This is a genomic window from Echinicola sediminis, assembly GCF_054777495.1.
Genome location: NZ_BAAHAP010000033.1, coordinates 1 through 18,649, shown reverse-complemented (window position 1 = coordinate 18,649; position 18,649 = coordinate 1). Strand labels below are relative to the sequence as shown.

The following is an 18,649-nucleotide window of genomic DNA, read 5'->3' as shown; positions in this document are numbered from 1 at the left end:
TATTCAGTCAAATCAAAAAAGGCCAATTTCTGCAGCATGTACGAAGAAGTCGCCTTCCGTCCCATCAAAATGCCCTGACTCCATGGTCAGCTTGATATAACGGAAACTGGCTGATTCAGGGAATTTCACCGCCCCTCCGTCCAATGGAAATTCCAAGGTTGCGATCTCTTCCCAATGATTATTGTCTTCACTTACCTGGACTTTTATAGTCTTTGGCCTGCCGTTTTTCTTGGACCGGTTTTGGATGATCAAGCCAGTTCCTTCTTTACTTTCTCCCAAATCTACTGTGATAAAATGTGGGTACCCGGGATTGGCGCCGGCCCATTGGCTGTGCCAAAATGTCCCCGGATTTTCATCGATGGCATCTTCAGCCCGTCCATTGTCCGCACCTTCCCCTGAAGTTTCTTCTGAAGAGAAGTCCACAACCGACCAACCTGCTTTTTCAAAAGGTATGACTTGGTTTTCAATGGCCTCATCCACTCTTGCTTTTAAGGCCCCCAAATCTGCCTCTGGCGAGACGGTTTGAATAGTGGCTACACTTACTTTTTGCTCATCTGCATGGGTATACCCTCCAGAACTCATGTAAAAAAGCGACGGATTTTCGTCCACAAGTCCTCCTGCATAGTCCTCTCTGCCCTCTGGTACCCCATCAGTATGGGTCATGGTGGCCCTATTGAAATTGATCCAATCTCCATCAACTTCCTTGCCCCACATATTATAGTAGTGCGCCATTCTTACTTCTTGCCCGTTTCGATTTCCAAAATTCTCCAGGAAAGAATGGAAGCCGTCAAAATAGCGCTGCTCCTTGGGAGCCTTCCAGGTGGCCATATACTTCCAGCCTTCCTCCTCCACATCCTTGAACCAAGCGGACAAAAGCACCGTATTGTCCTCATTCTTCCGCACATTCATGATAAACTTCACCGGAACTGCTGTTTCCCAAGGATATTTCCAATAGGACTGTCCACCTGTCCCTTCATTTCCAAAGCCACCGGCATAGACTTCCTCACCTTTATCCACCAAGGTGACCAAATCATCAGGATCCACGTCCCCTCTGTCATCCGGCACATCAGAACTGTCCCAAACTGAAAACAACACCCTTCTCTCCGTAGTCCGGTTCACTTGGATCCCGAAGTATCCTCTGTAAAAACCTATGCACATGTAAAAGGTATACATAGGATCATATCCCTGCGGAACATTGATTTCCCCATACAGCCAATCATATTCCCTGCTGACTTGGTCACCGGGCTTATAATTAAGGTGAACAGATGGAGAAGAAAGCCATTTGGCATATCTGGCGGAACCTTGTTCGGTTTTAAAAAGAAAACTCTCCACTTCTGCCACCTCACTGCCAGAAGCAGCTGTTGGGGACAATTCAAATCGATAAAACCCTTTGGCGGCCACCTCAATGGTATCAAATACCACCTCTTCAAAAGAACCGCTCCCTTCTACCTGCTGGTAAGAAATCTCTTGGTAGGAAGGATCATCAGGAGAGCTTACGGTCAGTTGAAAATCCGTTTGATCGGAAGAATTCACTTTCAAAGAAAGGCTGGTAATGTACGTCCCTTGGGTCAATTCATAATATCCCACCAGACTATGATCAGCAGATGACCAGCCCTTCACTACCTCCTCATCTGCATCCGGATTATAGTTCATTGGCGGTGCCTGATCATCCCAAGGCTCTATGTAGGATTTATTTGCAGGAATGGAAATTTCCGTATAACTGACCGGCTTTTCATCTTCTTGTTGAGGCGGGGTCTCCTGTTGCGCCACAGAACAAGAAAACATAGAAAAACATGTGGCTAATTGCCAAAAGGGGTATTTTCTTTTCATCTCTTTAATGGTTATATGTTTATAAAAATTCAGCTTATCCTATTAGCCGACCAGACTTAGCAGGGTAAGGAAAAGGCATAGTACTCCACCAGACCTAAAATGCTCACCTTTTAAAGGCCGGTCTTTTATTGTTTTAGCCGCTATTTCTTAAAATTCAACCGACGTTAATGCTCTTGGTCAATATCTTCCGATTTCTTCCTGTCACTGCCTTTTAGCACTTCAACGGTAGCATCATTCTTGGCCACGATGATCAAATAGCCCTCCTCTAAAGGAATTTTGACCATGTCCCTTATATCCCCAGAAATATCCAAGTCCCTGATCGAAGTGGGCTGCACCGAAAAGTTTCCCTCGCCATCATTTTTTAAGACCGTTCCTTTCGAGGCATCATATTTCCCCCATTCCACCCTGTTGGGATAAAAATTACCTGCAAGTAACAGATCCGGATAAGAGCCGTTTGTAAAATCCACCTCCGCTGCTCCAAAAACCGATGAAAACTGGGCCTCCAGTGGCAGCTCCTTTTGGGAAAACCCTCCTTTTCCATCACTCAAAAGCAGCATATTTTCCAAGTGGGTAGCCTCCAGCACTTCCGCTTTGGCTAATTGCTCTGCACTAAGGATATCCTCAATGGTAGCCTTTGCGTAATCTTCAAAACGGATAAACTTCTTCTTTAAAATCGGCATTTGCTCGATCAACTCGTCTTTTGAGGCCAAGGGATAGCTTTGCCCCTGAATGTAGTAGGTGATAATTGGATCAATAGAGCCATTTTTATCAAAATCGGCCACGTAAAGCCGCATGGGTTCGCTTGGGGAAGCCTTGAATTGAGTATTTCTACCCATATTCCCCAACAATAAATCCACATGGCCGTCATTGTTCCAATCCCCTGTTTTCAACCTACAATACATCCCGGAAAACTCCTGTAATCCTAAACTTTCCGTGAGCTCCACCATTTTCCCTTGAGAGTGGCCAAACACCCTTATCGTCATCCACTCTCCTACTAAGATGAGCTCATCCATTCCGTCACCGTTGATATCAGCCCATGAGGCATCGGTAATCAAGCCTGGCCTTTCCAAAATTTCTGGAGTAGCATCCTCAAATTTCACTTGCCCATTTTTCGTATCATTTCTCAACAAGTAGCTTCTTGGCAACACCCCATAGCTACCCGGGCTCACTCTGCCCCCAACAAAAAGATCCAAATCCCCATCTCCGTCATAATCACTTGCCGCAACGGCCAAATTGCTTCCCCGCAAATCAGGCAAAACTCCATTGGCTTTCGAGAAAACGCCCTTCCCATCATTCAAATACAACCTGTCCTGAAGCTGTGGAGCTCCCTGTACAAACTCATTTCCTCCACTGCACACATAAAGATCCAGATCACTGTCACCATCCGCATCAAAAAAGACAAGCCCAAGATCCTCGCTCTGTAGATCTTCCTTCCACGGTTGGGAAGAAGCAGGCTTGAACTTACCGGAGCCTGTGGAAAGGAAGAGTTGCCCTGCCTGTCCGGCCGCACCGCCGATGAACAGGTCCTCGACCCCGTCATGGTTTACATCTCCGGCAGCAAGCCTTGGGCCCAAGCGGGATAGCTGTTGGTGCAGCAATCGCTCATTTTTAAAATCCACATACTCATTCTCCCTATGTGTAAATTCAATACCCGATGCTACCGTCACATTCTCCAATCTTTGATGTACCTCCCCGTTGGACACTTTATCAGGCACATCATCAGTCTCAGGTTTTGCTTCTTTCTGCTCCAATACCAATAGCGTATCGGCAGCAAAATCCCTTAACAAAGTTTTCTTTCCATCCGGCCAGCTTACCTCCAAGCCTTTGACCTGCTTATGGTCTTTCAGGCCAAAGTGCAGCGTGTGGCTCATAGAAGATTGATAACCCCGGACCGGAAAAAGCTCCTGCACCTGTATTTCCTGCCCCGTGCTCACCGTTACCTTTGCGCCGATAGCTGCCGTGTTCTTTTCTACTCCTACCAGCTTGACCGCCAAATAATGATGATCGACTAGCGCTTGGGCATTGTTTTGATAGATGGAAGCTTTTTGGTTGATATGGCTGACGACGACATCCAAATCACCGTCCAAATCCAAGTCCGCATAAACTGCCCCATTGGAAATGGTGGGCTGATCAAAGCCCCATTCTGCGGTTACATCTTTGAAAGTAAGGTCGCCTTGATTCCTATAAATATAATTCCGCACCTTGGTGGCCGGTATCTGGTTCACCAAGCCGATAAGGTCCGGCTCTTTACCTGCTTCCCTGGCCTCTCTGGCCGCATTGGCATAGGTGAAGTTCAAAAAGTCCATATTGGTAAAATCCCGCAAGTATCCATTGGTGACAATCATGTCCTTCCAGCCATCATTGTCCAAATCAGCAAAAAGGCCTGTCCAGCTCCAGTCCGTATTGGATACGCCGGCCAACTGGCCGATTTCACTGAAGATTGGGGTTCCATTTTCATCAGCTCCCCTATTCAGGTGGAGCATGTTTCTCATGTTTTGGTGATGAAACCCGCTATCCACAAAGAGGTTGTACGTATTATAATTGTCCGGACCGCGCAGCAGTTTTTGACGGTAGTTATCCTCCGGCAACATATCCAAAGTCAAAACATCTATTTTTCCGTCGTTATTGTAGTCAGCCAGATCTCCTCCCATGGAGAATTTGGAAAGATGATCAAACGACTGCTTAGAGCTTTCTTTGAAGGTCCCGTCCTGATTGTTCAGGTAAAAGAAATCCTGTTCGTTGTAATCGTTTGACACGTAAATATCCGCCCAACCGTCGCCATTCACATCACTGGTGTACAGCCCCAGGCCAAAATTCAGCCCACTACCGTCTATTCCTGCCTGCTCACTTACTTCTGTAAACTTCTCCCCATCATTTCTGTAAAGGCGGTTCCCATATTGGGGATGCCGCGTGCCCCTTAGTCTTTTGGTATTAAAAGTAGGGTTGTAAAAGGTCTTTCCATGGTTCAGCAGGAACATGTCCAGGTCCCCATCATTATCATAATCAAAAAAACTTGCTTGAGTAGAAAATGTCCCCACAGCATCCAGTCCGTAAGCTGCCGCCACTTCTGTAAAAGTCATGTCCCCATTATTGAGGTAAAGCTCGTTTCTTCGGACCGGGTCTTCCCCAGGGCCCGAATAGCAATAATAAATATCAGGATAGCCATCGGCATTGACATCCGCTATGGATACCCCCGTTTTGAAATCTTTCCGTCCGGCCAAACCGGTCTTTGCAGTGAGGTCTTCAAACTGCATATTTCCCTTATTCAAAAAAACCTTGTTTTCAACAATATTCCCTGTAAAAATCAGATCAGGAAGGCCGTCAACATTCAAATCGGCCACTGCTACCCCTCCGCCATTATAAAGGTATTCGTAGGTCAGGATATTGAGTGACTTGGTCTCTTTAATGATATTTTCAAACACTACTCCGGAGCTGTTGGGAGAAAGCTCTTCCAGCAGCTTTATTTCCTCTTCTCCATTTTTGCATGCCCAAGAGAATCCAAGTAGCAATGCCAACAATAGAAATTTACCAAATCCTTTCATACAATGAGTTTTTTAATTGGGACAGTTAAGCTAATACGCTGCAAAGTGGTCAGTAAACCATCATGATCAAATGAATCTCCCAAATAAATCCCTTTGCTCCTAAACTATCCAAAGAAACCGTGGTAGAAGCTTAAACCCGAAATATGCCTTAGAAAAACTATCACAGCGCCAAAGTTTTACGGCCCGAAACGGCTTTAAAATCAACCGATTTGCTACTTTTTGCGGCGCTAACCTCGTTCCCTAAGCTGTGCCGCGGGACTTCTAAAACTGAGCCTAGGGGCTCCTTGCTTATGTCAATTAGAGCCGAGGGCTCAACTTTCACCCTGCCGGCTAAGCCCATGGCACCGCCAGAAAACCTACCAGGATCAAAAACAATCGGCGTAAAAGCCTTTAACAGCCTTTACGCCGATTAACACTTTCATTTAGAAAGCATAAATTTCAGCCAAGTGGGTAAAATTGGTATTACCATAGGTATTCGTAATGGTTACTTTGAAATACCTTGCTGTTTGAGGTGACTTCAAAAACACCGGATTATTGGCATTATCATCAGGAAGATTTCCCGGGAAAATATCCACTCTTGTCCAGTTTTCACCATCACCGCTCAACTCCACATAAATCTCGTTGACATCACCCGTGCTTCTGTTTTGCCGCTGCACAAAAGATAGTCCACTGACCAGTTTACTCTCTCCCATATCAATGGCGATATCGTGAGGAGGCCCTGGAGATCCACCATACCATTGGGTATGCCAGAAGGTACCGATATTGCCGTCCAAAGCATGTTTGGCATGGCCATTACCAGCTCCTTCCCCCACCGTCTCTTCTGAAGACACCGAAACTACGGTCCAACCGTCCCGCACAAATGGCTCGTAAACCGGTGGATTGGCCTCAATGAGAAAGTAAGCAGTCTTCAGTGACTCATTCAAACTAATATCTCCCTCCACCGCTGCGATAGAGATGGGAAGTAAATATTTGGTCTCAAATTCAAAACCGTTGATTGGATTGACGTTCAGCTTGAGTCCTTCAGAAGCCAGGCTTCCCGCAGGAATGGCCACTGAAGTAGCTGAAAGTTCATAAGACTCCGCAGGAAGCACAGGATAATCCGTACCATTGGCAGCATTGTATTCAGCTACCAGTTCAGGCTTGGCCTCAAAACTGACTTGGATATCAGCCCCCAATTCATAGGGACCACCGTAAGCTGCACCAAAGGTAATGTACTGCACGCTGTCCTTCAGCACCAAAGAATGGCTGGAAGTGCTGTTTACCGCCTGAGGCATATACAGTTGGGTATACTGATCCGGTTGTTCTACCACAAAATCCGGATCACAGGAAGTCATGAGCACCAGGCCCATGAACATTCCTCCGATTGGATTGATTATTTTTTTATATAGCTTCATGATTTTGCTTTTTTAAGGATTACCACATTGGATTTTGCTGAAGGTTTCCGTTGGTATTGTTGATTTCAGACTGAGGAATGGGGAACAGGTACATTTTTTCCGTAAACACCCGGTCTTCCACTTCAATCACATTATACTCAAAATCATCGCCTGACTTGGTAATTCTCAAGCCATGCACAGGACCGTCGAATTCAGCTTCAGCGGTTTTCCACCTTCTGGTGTCAAAGAACCTTTGACCTTCAAAAGCAAATTCAATTCTTCTTTCATGTCTGATTTTTGCACGCATTTCATCCTGGGACAACCCTTCAGGAAGAGCAGGCATTCCGGCCCTGTCCCTTACCGCGTTGACCGCCTCGTAAACAGAGGCATCCGGACCTACAGCTTCATTTTGGGCTTCTGCATATCCCAAAAGGATCTCGGCATACCTCAAAATCACCCAGTTTTTGGCACTTGTCTGGTTTCTCAAAATATCCAATTCAGGATCCAGGAACTTACGGAGATAGTAGCCTGTCAAGGTAGCTCCATTCACCCCTTCTCCATCAAGCCCTCCTACATAACTTTCCACTGGTCTACCCCTCCAGTTTGCTCCATTATAAAGGATGGAAAGGTAAAAACGCGGGTCACGATTGTCAAAAGGTGCTGCCGCATGTTGCGGATTGTTCCAGTCAAAAGCTGTCCCATCGGCCATTTCATAGGCTTCTACCAAATCCTGGGTAGGGTTGATTCCTCCCCCTCCTCCTTCGTAACCTACGGGCGTATGATTTTTCTCTACATCATTCCGGTTATAATAAATGATTTCGAAAATGGACTCAGGACTTCCCTGGTTTCTTACAAATGCCCTGTCATAATTATTGTTCAGGCTATAGGCACCGGATTCCATCACTTCCTTATAGGCATCCGCTGCCGCTTTCCACTTATCCAGATCATTGTCCGAGTTATGCAGGGGGCTGGCAGCCAGCATCAACACCTGTGCTTTGAAAGCATCGACCATGGGCTGGGTGGCTCTTCCTTTATTGGCTTGATAGTAATTATAATTTTCCGGTAATAAAGGCCTAGCGGCATCCAAATCATCCAGGATAAAATCCACACAAGCTTCGAAGGATGCTCTGGTAGAATTCACCTCTTCCCCCAATTCATAGGTTTGATCGATGATCGGAACACCTCCATATCTCCTGATCAGCTCATAGTAATAATAGGCTCTCAAGAAATAAACCTCTCCGGTTAACCGTATTTTTAACTGCTCCGCCGTGATCAAGTTCCCATCAGGGCCTAATTCGCTATTATCACGGATAGGCTCGTCATAACTCTCCAAGACCATTCTGTCCACATTTTCAAAGAACAAATTGGCCTTTCTAACTGCTGAGAACATATCCGACCAAATATTGGCCGGATTATAAGATGGGGTCCAGTTGCCTGAATTCAGGAAGTTTACCGGTGATGAAAGCTCAGAATACTTGGAATCATCGGTAGCAGAAGCCAGCATCCCGGCTCCCAAAAAGCTTACCGTACCCACAGCTCCATTGGTATTCGCTCCACGATACTCATCTATCCGGTAACTATAAAGGTCATTTACAAATTGATAAGTCAAATTATAATCTGTAAATACACGCTCTTCGTCTACATCGGAAACTACGGGGCGATCCAGATAATCCTGGCAAGATGACATACTCAAGGCCAACAAGCATCCCCCTATATATTTATGTATTTTTTTCATGTTCTGTCTCTTTTTTCAGCTTACAAACTCACCCTTACTCCAAGGCTTACCGTTTTCATAATTGGATAGCTTGAGATACCTGATTGGATGTTCTCAGGATCAAAATCAAGATCATCAAAAGTCAAGAGATTGTAGCCATTGGCATAAATCCTCGCTTTATAGACACCGATTCTCTCCGTCAACTGACCGGGCAATGTGTAGCCCAACTCAATATTCTTCAACCTTAAGTACTTTACATCTCTCAACCAGAAAGTTGAATTTCTGTAGTTGTTTGAAAAATCACCCGCACTCAATCTGGGATAATCTGCAGTGTCTGCTGTTTCAGGCGTCCATCTGTTCAACACAAACTCGGTGGGTTTGGCATTCCCAGCAAAGCCCATAGTGGCCCTGTTCAAAATAAAGGCTCCTCTGGCACCTGCTCCTTGTACCAGGGCACTGATGTCAAAGCCTTTGAAGCTTAATCCAATCTGTCCACCATAATATAATTGAGGAAGGGTAGGTTTTCCTATTGCACTTTCATCCCTGTAGTCAATGATATCGTCACCATTGAGGTCTTTGTATTTGATATCTCCAGGCTTCACTGATCCATAGGTCTGCAATGGACTATTGGCGATATCTGCCTCATCCTCAAAGAAACCAATAGCGGTCAAACCAAAGCCTTGATTTATAGGATTACCTCTTCTGTACTCCCACTCATTCTCTCTAAATGGCTCGTCCTGGTAAACGATATTACTTTTGTTCAGGGAACCCAAAGCCCTTACAAAATAGCTTAAGTCTCCGGTCGTATTGTTCCAGGTAACATCCCATTCGAAACCTTTATTGGTAGCGATCCCCACATTACTTGCTGGCAGGATAGCCCCCATCAGATCAGGAATGGTGTTCAGCTGAGAAAGGATATCCTCTCTTCTTTCGTAAAAAGCATCCACACTGATGTTCAAGTGATTATCCACCAATGCAAGGTCAAATCCAAAGTTCCCCATTTTGGCTTTTTCCCAAGTAGCTCCCAGGTTAGGAAGGTTTCCTTCTCTTCTGGTTCCTACATTTTGCTGATTGCCAAAAAGAACCGTTCCTCCTCCGGTATACCTGCTCAAATAAGGGAATCTTCCTCCTCCGATTTGATCATTACCCAACAGGCCAAAAGAACCTCTTACCTTTAAGTAATCAATGACACTGCTGTTTTTCAAGAATTCCTCCTTAGAGGCAATCCATCCAGCTGAAACAGTTGGGAAAAACCCAAACCGCTCACCAGGAGCAAAATTCTCAGATCCTGAATAGGACATGGACAACTGACCGATATACTTTCCTTTGTTGACATAGGTACCTCTCAAGGCTACCAGCTGTGTAGCATAAGGATCAGGAGTATTGTTCACGGTATACTTTGATTGGTAATAAACCAAATTGGCCATTACCTCATGATCTGCTCCGAAAGTTCGGTTGTAATCAAAACCGGTTTTCACACCGACCCGGCTATTTTGGGCCTGCCCCTGAGATCTACCGGAAAGAGGCTCATCATTTCCAAACTGCGTATAAGTACCGTCCTGATTCAATTGGTAGACAGCAAAGTCCTTGCTTTGGCTTACCAACTGATCATAATAACTATCCATGGTGAAACCCACATGGAATTTCAATCCTTTGATGAATTCATCCAATTTTCTGGTGGCCTCTACCGTCCCTAAGAAGAAATTAGAACGGTTTTCCACAAAACCGGTATTGGTAATCAAACCATAAGGGTTATCACCGTATTCTGCATTACCACCTATGGAACCATCCTCATTCAGCATGGGGAACAATCCCGGAGGATAACCTGAAAGGTTATTAAAAATCGTAGATGCTCCAGACCCCGGGAAGTTCCTGTTTTCCAATCTACCTGCCAAATCCAACTTAATGGCGGTCTTAGGATTCAGGTTTACATCGATATTACTTCGGAAATTATATCGGGTATAATTCGCATCCGTACTATAACCGTCATTCAGGTCGGTGTATTTATACAGTCCTTTCTGATCCAACATCCCCAAAGACACAAAGTACCTTGCTGTTTCGTTTCCACCACTGATATTGAAGTTATGTCTTTGCTGCATGGATTTATCCTTGAGGATTTCATCGTGCCAGTTGACATTTGGATATAACCATGGATTGCTTCCCGTTCTGTAGGCTTCGATAGCCTCGGGATTAAAACGCTCCGGAAGGCCATCATTTCTCAAGGCCTCGTTATACAGGGTGGCATATTGGTAAGAATCCAGGTATTCCGGCAAATCGATCGGAGACTGGAAGCCAAATTCAGTATTGAAGTTGATCCTGGTTTGGTTTGCCTGCCCTCTTTTGGTTTTCACCATCAACACTTTATTGGCACCAAAGATCCCGAACATGGCATTGGCCGCGGCATCCTTCAATACCGTGATGGATTCAATTTCATTGGGATCAAACTGACCAAACTGCCTCTCATAACCGTCTACAAAAACCTTTACTGAATTATTACCAAAGGTGGACAGTCCACGAATATAAAGGGAAGCACCATCATAACCGGGCTCCCCAGTACCCTGAACAGACACCAAGCCTGGCAATCTGCCCGCCAAGGCATTGGACAAATTGGCAACTGGACTCTGGCGCACTTCTTCCATCCCAATGGAGCTTCTTGCCTCCGTGGTATATTCACTGGGCAGCTCTCCCCATACCAAATCCGTCTTTTGGGTCTTGGAAGAAACCAAGCTGATAAAAGGAGCTCCAGCCAAATCCTCTACTGAAACAGTTTGGCTGATGTAGGCTTCCCCTTCGATCGTCAAGGAATCATCATCCCCACTAACGGTGATGGTAAAATTCCCCAGACGATCCGTTTCCACTTCTTCTTGGGTATTTACAGAAGTAACGGTAATCCCCATCAATGCCTCACTATCGGCATTGACTACTTTTCCGCTTACCTTTTTCTCTTCCATTCCCAGAGAATAGGAAGGATTGACAGCAAAAGCAGCCTGCTTTCCCGTGAATAAGCCCAGCATCAACACCAAGCACAACACAGTCAGAAAGCGAAATTTATTTCTTATCTGTAGTATCATATATTTCTGTTTTTAAGATGAAATACCCGAGACCAGAGCTTACCACAGTGGGTTTTGCTCTAGGTTCTCGTTGATGTTGATTTCTGATTGCGGGATGGGATACAAATTGAACTTAGGCGCATCGTACCTTCTTTCCTGAAAGACATTCTTCTCATAAGTGATAGAACCGTCTGCATTTTTGGTCATTTTATAACCATACATTGGCCCGCCCAATACTTCACCAATCTTCCATCTTCTTACGTCAAACCATCTGTGATCCTCAAAAGCCAACTCCACTTGTCTTTCCTTCCAGATCCGCTCTCTCATTTCATCCTTAGACAGATTTCTCTCCAAAGGAGGAAGTCCTACCGTTTGCCTTGTTCGGATCATATCCAATGCCTCATAAACGGCATCCACCGGTCCCTGAACTTCATTGGTCGCTTCGGCATAGTTCAAGTACATTTCACCCAACCTGAACACAATCCATGTTCTGGTATTGTTCTGAAAGTTCTCCTGCATGTATTTTTTCAGGTTGAAACCAGTACGGGTACCATCGCCGGCATTTCCTAAGCCCGGAGGAGGTGTACGGCCGTCTTTACCACCATCCCACGGTTCATAGGAATCCCCAAACCAAGTATCCTCAGGGATCACTACCGTTTGATACAATCTAGGATCCCGGTTTTCCAATGGCTTCTCGGGGTCATATCCGGAAGTTGGATCGTCAATCGTCTTTCCGTTTTCCATGTCATAGGATTCCACAAAATTCACTGTAGGGTTAGTACCTCCCCATCCACCATTGATATTACCGCTTGGTCTGTTCATGGTATCAAAGAAACTATTACCATAATCCACTCTGGCATAAATGATTTCCTGATTGAATGGCTCTAAGAACAATTCCTGATAATCGGGATAGAGGGAGTAAGTACCCAAATCAATTACATCCTTTGCTGCCTTGGCAGCGGCTTCCCAACGACTGGTTTCATTGGAGGGGTTATGCAATGGACTGGCGAAATACAATAGGGCTCTCGCTTTCAAGGCCATGGCCGCTCCCCTGGTCACTCTTCCCAAATCGGAGGAGCCATAAGTACCTGGCAAAATTTCTTTTACAGCCTCTAGCTCGCTTACGATGAAATTCACACACTCCTCCATGGTATTACGAGGAAGCGCAAGGTCTGCATCCAAAGACAATAGCTCAGTCACCAAAGGCACTCCGCCATATCTTTCCACCAAGGTGAAATAGAAATAAGCCCGAAGGAACCTCGCCTCGGCTTTCATTCTTCCTTTGAGCTCATCATTTCCGGGAACCTGATCGATGTTTTCCAAGAAAAGGTGGGCCTTTCTAATAAACTGGTATTGACGGCTCCAGATATTGTCAAACTGATTGGTTGGAGACCAGGCACCATTGGTGACAGGCCAGGTTCCGGCCCAGTTAAATGAGTTCACTCCTTCATCTGAAGCACTCCCCAACATAGCATAGTAATAAGTACCTGCATCAAGCCCCGTCCTTACGCCTGAATAAACATTATTCAGCACCTTCTCTGCCTGTAATATATCGCTAAACACAATGTCTTTAGTCAGATCATCCTGCTGAGGCTCCGGATCCAGATAACCGGCACAAGAAGACAAAGCTAAAATCAAGACTGAAAACAGCGTGTATATCTTTATGTTCAATTTAATATTCATATTTTCTAGCTTAAGCAACTTTCAAAAGTTAAAATGTTACTGAAAGACCTGCGTTGAAGACCCTCATGATAGGATACTGCCATCCTCTGAAATACCTACTACCTGAGCCATCTCTCATTTCTGGATCTTGCCATTCTACATCATCCCAAGTCAAAAGATTGGTACCATTCACATAAATCCTACAATTGCTTGCGTTGAATTTGGACAAAACACTCTTTGGAAGTGTATATCCGATCTCCAGGTTTTTCAACCTCAAATACGAAGCATCTTTCAACCAAAAATCTGAAACTTGGAAGTTATTCATCGCATCTCCAGAAGCGCTACTGATTCTTGGGTAGGTAGCAGTATCCTTGGTTTCAGGTGTCCATCTTCCCAAGTGGTGGGCCATGGCCTTGCCGCCGTTAAAGAATTCCCAGCCAGCTTCCTGAAGAAAATAAGAACTACCATTTGCAGCACCTTGGAACAACATGCTGAAGTCAAAACCTTTATAATCAAAGCCAACCGTAGCACCATAAATAATCTCTGGGAACAGTGGGTATCCAATCGGGCCTCTATCTTCCGCATTGATCACACCATCTCCATTCAGATCTTTGTATTTGATATCTCCGGGAAGGACCATACCGAAGGCTGATTGGTCGGCCCAATTATCGATTTCCTCTTGGGAATCAAAGAAACCTAAATTCTGATAGCCGAAGATCTGACCTAGCGGTGTTCCCTCTTCGGACATCCATGGATACTCTGGAACAGGCTCGGTCAGGTTGCTACGAATGTTCCTGGCATAGGACAAATTCCCCGTCACAAAATATCCAAAGTCCCCAGAAAGTCTGTTTCTATGGCTCAATTCAATCTCAAAACCTTTGTTTTCCATCACACCGATATTTACCGGAGGAAGGGAAGATTGTCCCAAGATACCCGACACATCTCTTCTGGTCATCAGGATATCGTTTCTGCTCTCATGGAACAGGTCGAAAACAATTCCGAATTTATCTTCATAGAAGAAAGCTTCTAAACCTAAATTGCTCTTCTTGGCTTTTTCCCAGGTCACCAAAGGATTGCCCAGCTCTGTCTCTCCCAGCCCACCGGTATTGTTGGGGTTTTCCCCAAAAGGATATCCGGATACACTACCGTATTTATCAGGGAAATACAACCATCTTCTTCCACCGATTCCTGAGTTTCCTACCAAACCGTAAGATCCCCTCAGTTTCAAAAAGCTTACCCAAGGAGCCGTATCCTTGATCCAAGACTCTTCACTGATCACCCAACCTGCAGAAGCAGAAGGGAAGAAGCCAAACCTAAGTCCCGGTGCAAAGTTATCCGTACCATTATAGCCCATATTGAACTCAGCGAGGTACTTGTCCTTGTATCCGTAAGTTACACGGCCTACCAAACCCAATTTTGATGATGGCCAGTTGGCATTGCCCCAAGTCCTGTCCGTATTGAACAAAGCCAGGGCAGAAACGGCATGATCCTCTTCAAATGTTCTGGCATAATCAAGCGCAAATTCCGTATAGAACCTTCTGCTGTTATCATTCCAGCCCGAGCTGAAATTAAGAGGACTCTCTACACCGGTCTTTGGGATATAAACAGGATTGCCATCACCGTCAAGGGTATAGTTTACTGATTGGAAACTCTTGGACCATGTTTCATTATACCTATACACATTATCATAAGCCCCCATAGCCCTTGCTGACAAGCCTTCCGTGATAAAGTCCAACTTGTGGTTAAGCTTCACAGTCAACTCAAAAGTGTTCAAATATTGCCTGTTATAACCAGAACGAGTCACTTGACCTACCGGGTTGGTTCCGACATTGGAAGCCCCTAAAGAGCCATCCGGGTTATATACGGGGGTTTCATAAGGCTTCAATCTTGCCATCCCGGAAAAAATAGTTCCCAGTCCAATAGCAGGACCATTTCTTACTTCTCTTCTACCGGCCAGATTCACAGAAGCCGTAAAGTCCTTGGTCACATCAAAATCCAAATTAGAACGGAAGTTATAACGTTGGAACCTATCGGTAGCATCATAATCCGGTGTTTTGGCATCTTTATAAAGGCCTCTCTGCGTCAAATAACTACCAGAAACGAAATAACGTGCTGATTTGGTGCCACCGCTAATATTAATATTGGCCTGGCTCTGAGGAGCTGAATTATTCAACACCGCATCATACCAATCTGTATCCGGGTACAGGTAAGGATCAGAACCGGTTCTATATTTCTCCAACTGCTCATCGGTGAACTGCGGATCCTGTCCTTCATTTCTCAGTCCCTCGTTCAGCAACATTGCGGTGTTGTAAGAATCAAGGTACTTAGGCAACATGGTCGGTGATTGCGTGGCCTGGTTAAAGGTAGCCGTTACTTTGGGCTTCCCTGCCTCACCTCTTTGGGTGGTGATAAGTATTACACCATTTGCACCTCTCACACCGAATACGGCAGTAGCAGAGGCGTCTTTTAGAATCGAAATGGATTCTACTTCATTTGGGTCAATCTGATCAAAGGGTCTTTCGACACCATCCACCAAAACCAGTGGAGAAGCATCATTGGTGGTACCCACACCACGTATTCTTATGGTCGGTGCATCAGATCCTGGCGCACCGCCCCTTTGCTGTACAATCAAACCGGGCAATCTACCTCCAAGGGCATTACCAAGGTTAGCTGTTGGTGACTGCAAAAGGTCTTTGGTATCAATGGAATTAACCGCTCCTACCAAAGTCGCTTTTTTCTGCATACCATAACCCACTACTACCACTTCGTCAAGGCCCATGGTATTTTGGGAAAGCTTTACCTCAATCGTGCTTCTGCCATTAACCGGCACTTCCATTGGTTCGAACCCTACGAACCGTACGATAAGCACCCCATCCGCAGGCACATCTTCCAAGGTAAACTTACCGTCAAGGTCTGTAATCGTCCCTGTTGAAGTTCCCTTGATAAGGATGTTGGCTCCCGGAATTGGAAAATCCTGGTCATCATAAACAGTACCGGTCACTTTGATCCCTGCTACGATTTCTTCTGTGGCCTTTTCCTGTTGGCTGACATGAATAGTTTTATTGACCTGCTTGAATTTCAAGCCATAATCCCGTGACAATTGCTCCAAGAAGCTTTGAAGGGATTGATTGTTGACGTTGACATTCACAGCAAGAATCTTCAGATCCAGCTGATCTTCGAAGGCAAAGTAAACTCCCGTCTTTCGACCGGCCTCCTTCAGCACTTCCGTAATGGACTTGCCTTTAGAGCGGAGGGTAACCATCATTTCGGAAATGTCTATTTGTCTCCTGCTGACAGCTCCGTAAGCATACTGGTCAGCACATACCGGGCTTATCATCACCAGACATAAGGCGATGATATAACCAGCAGTACTCAACTCCTTAAGTACATATTTGTTCATAGATTAATTATTAAAAGTTTTAACATCTTTTCTATCCGGCCCGCTTATCTCTAAGGGAAGTCGAACGTTGTTGAAATTGGGTCTGGAGTCTTTCATTGGCTACTCTTTATCTCGTTATATGTTGATAATTTATAAATGCGGTTTGATCCCTAAGGGGTAATCTGAATTTTCTTTCCTTGAATGGAATAGCGGAATTTCTTGGTATAGCTCACCCCTTTGAGGATATTTTCCAGGGATTCGTTCTGGTACCTAGCACTGAAAGTACCTTCCAACCTCATTCCTTTCTCAATGGAAATGTCCACGCCATACCATTCCTCCAATCGCTTAAACACTTCTTGATAAGTACTTTTTTCAAAAATGATGATACCATCTTTCCAGCCGGACAAGTGGTCACTATCTACGTTTGTCTTGATCAGCTCCAGTTTATCTGCACTCAGGCTCACCCTCTCATTGGGCAGCACCAGTTCCGAAACACCTGCATTCGTTTCGACCGCTACCTTTCCGGTATGCACCGTAACTTGCTGAACAACCGATTCCTGGTAGGCCTCCACATCAAATGAAGTCCCCAACACCTTTACAAAAAATTCATCGGTATGCACCTGAAAGGGAACCGCCTCATTTCTGGTCACCTCAAAGAATCCCTGCCCCAGCAGCCTTACTTCCCTCACTTCTTCCGAAAATGTCACCGGAAAACTCAAGGAGCTGGAGGAATTCAACTTCACTTTGGTCCCATCAGGAAGGTAAAAAGTAGACTTAGCTCCTTTGGCCGTCGTTTTGGTGATCCACTCTGTCGGCTCTTCCTGCGGAGTTGTGGATGGGAACAACCCTAAATAACTAATGGTAAAAAAAAGGACCAAGGACGCACATGCAGCAAGCAATACCAAAGTGCCCCTGTCCATTTTTCTAGACCTAACTTCTGATCGCTCCTTTTTGGAAACGCTGTTCTTTTTACCCTGATGATGCATCATGACATTATCAAGAATGGATTCCAATCGCTCACCGTCTCCATCAGGTTGGTCAGCCGGCGAAAAGGACAACATGGCCTCCTTCGCCCTGAGCATCATCTGCACTTTTTCAGGGTGATTCTTCACCCAACGGTTCCAAAACCGCTCCGACTCTTCGTCAGGGGACAATACCCACTGAACGAAGTACTCGTTCTCTAAAAAATCTAGTTCTCTTTCCGGATTAAATTCCATCTACGTATATCAGTAATTGACCATTGCTTACTAATACAGTGCAGGAAGACGCTAAAACAACCACAAAAAAATTTCATTATTTTTTTCATTTCACATACGATTGCTTAGTCCAAAACCAACAAAACGAAATAAAACAAAAACAAAGTCGCTTTAAAACAGAGCAAATAACGAAAATCAAAACTCTTGAAAATTATATTCTATAAAACCCTTCAGATTCTTTCATTAAAAATCAGAAGTATCCGACTAAATCTGTTAATTCTTTGGGAATCTTTCCCCAAACTAAATTGCCAAGATTTCCTGGAATGTTAAAATGCCCCCCTAAAGGGGCATCTCAATGCTCTTAAGTTAAGAGGAATAATAACCACAGATGAATACAGATAAACACAGATGTGTCATTTTACCTCTTTTAATCTGTGTTCATCCATTTCATCTGTGGTTAACTTAACAACATTGAGGGAGAGGGGAAGATCGGTTAATATTCTCATTGGGCACTTGATTCCCCGGAGCTAAACACCTAAAAACCAACAAGGAATAGAAGTTTTTTTTTTTTTTCAACTCAAACCAGCGAAACTTGAATAACACCAAGAAGCTATGGGAGCACTTCCCAACAAAAGATGAAGAAATGAAGGGCATTGAGAATAGCTACTATCTTCATTTTTTAAATCCCTTTTATGTACTCGGAAAGACACCAGTAGTTTCCGCAGCTACAAATGATTTAAATTTAGTTGCTCAAATAAGCAATAAGTTTAAAAAAAAATGTTATCAGTAATTACACCAGTAAATTTATTTCTCACGGATTTCACAGATTTACACAGAATTAAAAGTCTTTTCTGTGGGTTTCTGTGCATTCTGTGAGATATGGTTTTTATAATTTATAGCTAC

9 protein-coding genes are annotated in these 18,649 nt (G+C 44.7%); 1 reads left to right on the top strand and 8 read right to left on the bottom strand.

The window, feature by feature from the left end; translation table 11 throughout:
• Positions 1 to 12: 12 nt before the first annotated feature.
• From ACYVAA_RS10520 to ACYVAA_RS10485, 8 genes are all read right to left on the bottom strand, one after another.
• Positions 13 to 1,830, bottom strand: a complete 1,818-nt coding sequence (locus tag ACYVAA_RS10520) for a DUF3472 domain-containing protein (protein ID WP_460541325.1) — start codon at positions 1,828 to 1,830, stop codon at positions 13 to 15.
• A gap of 164 nt (positions 1,831 to 1,994) precedes the next feature.
• Complete coding sequence (locus ACYVAA_RS10515) at positions 1,995 to 5,372, bottom strand: VCBS repeat-containing protein (protein WP_460541323.1); 3,378 nt, start codon at positions 5,370 to 5,372, stop codon at positions 1,995 to 1,997.
• Positions 5,373 to 5,794: 422 nt separating this feature from the next.
• On the bottom strand, positions 5,795 to 6,766 hold the full coding sequence (locus tag ACYVAA_RS10510; RefSeq protein ID WP_460541321.1) for a BT_3987 domain-containing protein: 972 nt from the start codon (positions 6,764 to 6,766) through the stop codon (positions 5,795 to 5,797).
• Between the two features lie 19 nt (positions 6,767 to 6,785).
• Entirely contained in the window at positions 6,786 to 8,480 is a 1,695-nt protein-coding gene (locus ACYVAA_RS10505) for a RagB/SusD family nutrient uptake outer membrane protein (RefSeq protein ID WP_460541319.1), read from the bottom strand.
• 20 nt (positions 8,481 to 8,500) lie between these two features.
• A complete protein-coding gene (locus ACYVAA_RS10500) occupies positions 8,501 to 11,530 on the bottom strand; it encodes a SusC/RagA family TonB-linked outer membrane protein (protein ID WP_460541316.1) in 3,030 nt (1,009 codons plus the stop codon).
• A 39-nt stretch (positions 11,531 to 11,569) separates the two neighbouring features.
• Positions 11,570 to 13,192 (bottom strand): RagB/SusD family nutrient uptake outer membrane protein, encoded by a 1,623-nt coding sequence (locus ACYVAA_RS10495; protein ID WP_460541314.1) that lies wholly within the window; start codon positions 13,190 to 13,192, stop codon positions 11,570 to 11,572.
• Positions 13,193 to 13,220: 28 nt separating this feature from the next.
• On the bottom strand, positions 13,221 to 16,571 hold the full coding sequence (locus ACYVAA_RS10490) for a SusC/RagA family TonB-linked outer membrane protein (RefSeq protein WP_460541312.1): 3,351 nt from the start codon (positions 16,569 to 16,571) through the stop codon (positions 13,221 to 13,223).
• Between the two features lie 149 nt (positions 16,572 to 16,720).
• Complete coding sequence (locus ACYVAA_RS10485) at positions 16,721 to 17,767, bottom strand: FecR family protein (RefSeq protein ID WP_460541310.1); 1,047 nt, start codon at positions 17,765 to 17,767, stop codon at positions 16,721 to 16,723.
• 571 nt (positions 17,768 to 18,338) lie between these two features.
• Here ACYVAA_RS10485 and ACYVAA_RS10480 point away from each other — a divergent pair.
• On the top strand, positions 18,339 to 18,536 hold the full coding sequence (locus tag ACYVAA_RS10480) for a hypothetical protein (RefSeq protein ID WP_460541308.1): 198 nt from the start codon (positions 18,339 to 18,341) through the stop codon (positions 18,534 to 18,536).
• Positions 18,537 to 18,649 lie beyond the last annotated feature (113 nt).